Origin of the sequence: Hadarchaeum sp. (SeqCode) (genome assembly GCF_049969415.1) — an archaeon.
Classification (GTDB): Archaea; Hadarchaeota; Hadarchaeia; order Hadarchaeales; family Hadarchaeaceae; genus Hadarchaeum.
Window position 1 is genome coordinate 1 of the sequence record NZ_JBMFOX010000072.1, and the last position, 2,887, is coordinate 2,887.

The window sequence follows — 2,887 nt, forward strand, 5'->3', positions numbered from 1 at the left end:
CGACTGAGGAGGCAATGGCTCCCTCATTCAGCTCAAAGCCCTTCACAAATGCCACTGCAACATTTCCGGTTCTCTTATGCCTTTCCACACAGGCTATCTTCAAAATATCCTTAGCGGTGTCGACGCATACCTTGCCTGCCCTTACCATTAGTTCAGCCCTTATCTCCTTGTTTATTATCTGGCCCTCAATTATCTGGATTACCCTGACTGCTTGAGTTTCCCTATCACTGGCTATCTCAAAGTCAGCGGGCACTATGCCTCTTTTCATCCTGATGGTGTTGGTACTCCAAGCGGGCCATTTGTACTCACGAAGCCCAACGAGCAGTTTTCCTTTTTTCGCCGCAATTTTTCCGTTGGCGATAACAATCTCCGGCCTGAACTTCTCCAAATCTCTAAGCAGGATGATATCGGCAAATCTGCCCGGCGCAATGCTTCCCACCTCGTCATCAAGCCTGAAGTGCTCGGCACAATTGATCGTCGCCAGCTGAATTGCCTTGACCGGATCCAAGCCGAGGCTTATCGCCTTTCTTACGTTATAGTCGATATGCCCCTCCCTAACGATGTCGTTCGGATGCTTGTCATCGGTGCAGAAGAAGAAGTTACGGGGGTCCTGTCCGCCCCTTATAATCAGCTTTATTAGCTCCTCTAAGTTTCTCTCGCTAGAACCTTCCCGAATCATGACCTTCATGCCGACTCTGACCCTCTCCAGAGCTTCCTCGGCTGTCACGCACTCGTGGTCATCTCCAATACCGGCCGAGGCATAAGCGTTAAGCTCGGCGCCAGTGAGACCGGCGGCATGGCCCACCCGCACTTTCCAAGCTTTCTTGGTGGCTATAACTTTCAAAAGATATTCATCCTGCGGAGGGATGATCTTCGATGGATCCAGCTCCCCCAAACTGGCAACGGTACTCCATTTTATCATTCGGACGACCTCTCTGACTCCTAAAACGGCTCCAGTAGTTTCTAAACCCGGCGCCGTTGGAACCCTTGAGGAGATCTGAACGTAGGTTTTCAGCGGCGAACCCCAAGCATCCTCGAGCAATGCATTGATGCCCCGGAGACCCAGCACGTTGGCTATTTCCATCGGGTCAATAAACACCGTCGTCGTCCCGCAGGGGAGAATTATCTTGGACAGCTGGGTGGGCGTCAATAGGGTTGAGTCAAGATGCACATGTCCATCCAACAGCCCAGGAACTGCATAATACTGGCTACAGTCCCAGACCTCTTCCGCTCTTCCAGAGAATTTCTCGATGCTGGCAATCCTGCCGGCAGCTATGCTGATATCTGTTCTCGAAATCTCACCGGTGAAAACATTGACCAGATTGCAGTTCTTCAACACCAGCTCCGCCGGTAACTCATTCAAAGCTGTTTTGATGAGCCGCTTATACGGTGAAAGCTCCTTTGAGTCGTGCTCCACATTGCTCCCTTTATGTATTACTCCTCTTTCTACTTTTTACAGTATCCACTTGTGATACCTTGGTGCTGGTGAACCAAACAGATATTCTTCGACGTTGGGCCCGTATGTCGACAGGTCCTTTTCATCTCCGTTTATTTTCACCGCCCGCTGGGTGAACTGGTAATCTCTTCCTTTGATGGCAACCACCCTACCATCTACCATTACCAAAGCCGGAGCACAGACATCTCCGTGTTTCAAAGCGTCCAAGAAGTCCTTAGCTGCTGAACCATGCGGCTTGTCAGTAATCACTATATCAGCTTCTCGTCCCGGCTCGATTATTCCTCGGTTCATATCAACGAACCTACCGAAGTGCCTAGCCGCATTTCCGGTCGCCATAGCAACAACCTGCTCAGGTGCAACATTGGTCATTGAAGCGACCTGAGCCATCAGCATCCAGAGTGAACCCCACTGAAGCCCCAAGCCAACCGCTTGGTCGGAACCCATCACCACTCGGTCAAGCTGTCCTTTTTCCCTAGCATATTCCACTATCTTCAACGCCAGCCTAGTGTTCGACTGGGCGCTCAGCTCAAGCGCCGTGTCTCGCCGCGTCTTGTCGATTGTCTCCTTGATTTCATCCCAGGAGAGCGGGGTTGAGCCGCCACTTAAGTGTGCGACCTTGTCTGGATCTATCTTTATGATTTTCTCCGGCGACATGTGGGAGGAACCAGGGATGGAACACGGTGAAGCATGGGCTGAAACATGCCAGCCAAACTCACGAGCCCATTTTATATACTGTAACACATCTTCTGGCTCAGAAAGTCCTCCTCCTCCAATTTCAGCTATTAGTCTTACTCCAGCATCTGTCATCTCTTTGAAATCCTGCTTGGTTAATCCCCTTACTAAAATCAACGCTCCGCCGACAACCTTCAGCGCACTGCCCGGCATCCAGCGCTTGTATATTGTCGCTTCTGTTATCGTGTTGGCTTTTGTGGCCACCGGGTCGTCATAATATCTTCCAAGTCCCCAAGCATGCAGTCCCTCGGATATCAAGGTGGTTACCCCGCAGTAGGCCAGGTTTTCCACCCAGTTCATCGCTTGACATATCGCGGAATAGTCATGCAAAGTTATGTGGGCATGGGTCTCGATTAATCCCGGTATCACCATCATGCCATTTGCATCGATTACCGTTTCTGCCTCGCTGTCCTTGATCGTCTTTTCGTCGCCTATTTTCTCAATCAAGCCGTTTTTCACCAAAATTTTTGATTTGTTTAAAATCGGGTTGTTAATATCCCCGGTAACGATCAACCCGATGTTCTTTATTACGGCGTCCCCCTTTTCGTGCTTAAGAGGAAACGGCTCATGCTTAATTTTTTTCATTATATTTCCTCCTCTCGTCGCTTATTTTTTCCAAATATAAACCTTCTTGACGTGAACGTGTAAATTTGACACAAAAATGTCAATATTGATTTAAATACGATGTGGGTTTACACA

At 49.4% G+C, this 2,887-nt stretch carries 2 protein-coding genes; both read right to left on the minus strand.

What is annotated here, in order from left to right; genetic code table 11:
• On the minus strand, positions 1-1,417 hold a 1,417-nt coding region (locus ACP5PX_RS07675), incomplete at its 3' end, for an adenine deaminase (protein WP_428085377.1).
• 36 nt (positions 1,418-1,453) lie between these two features.
• Entirely contained in the window at positions 1,454-2,773 is a 1,320-nt protein-coding gene (locus tag ACP5PX_RS07680) for an amidohydrolase family protein (protein WP_428085378.1), read from the minus strand.
• Positions 2,774-2,887 lie beyond the last annotated feature (114 nt).

Bases quoted from the DNA above. Each gene is read 5' to 3' on its own strand.
- ACP5PX_RS07680 (WP_428085378.1), bottom strand. From the start codon at position 2,773: ATGAAAAAAATTAAGCATGAGCCGTTTCCTCTTAAGCACGAAAAGGGG.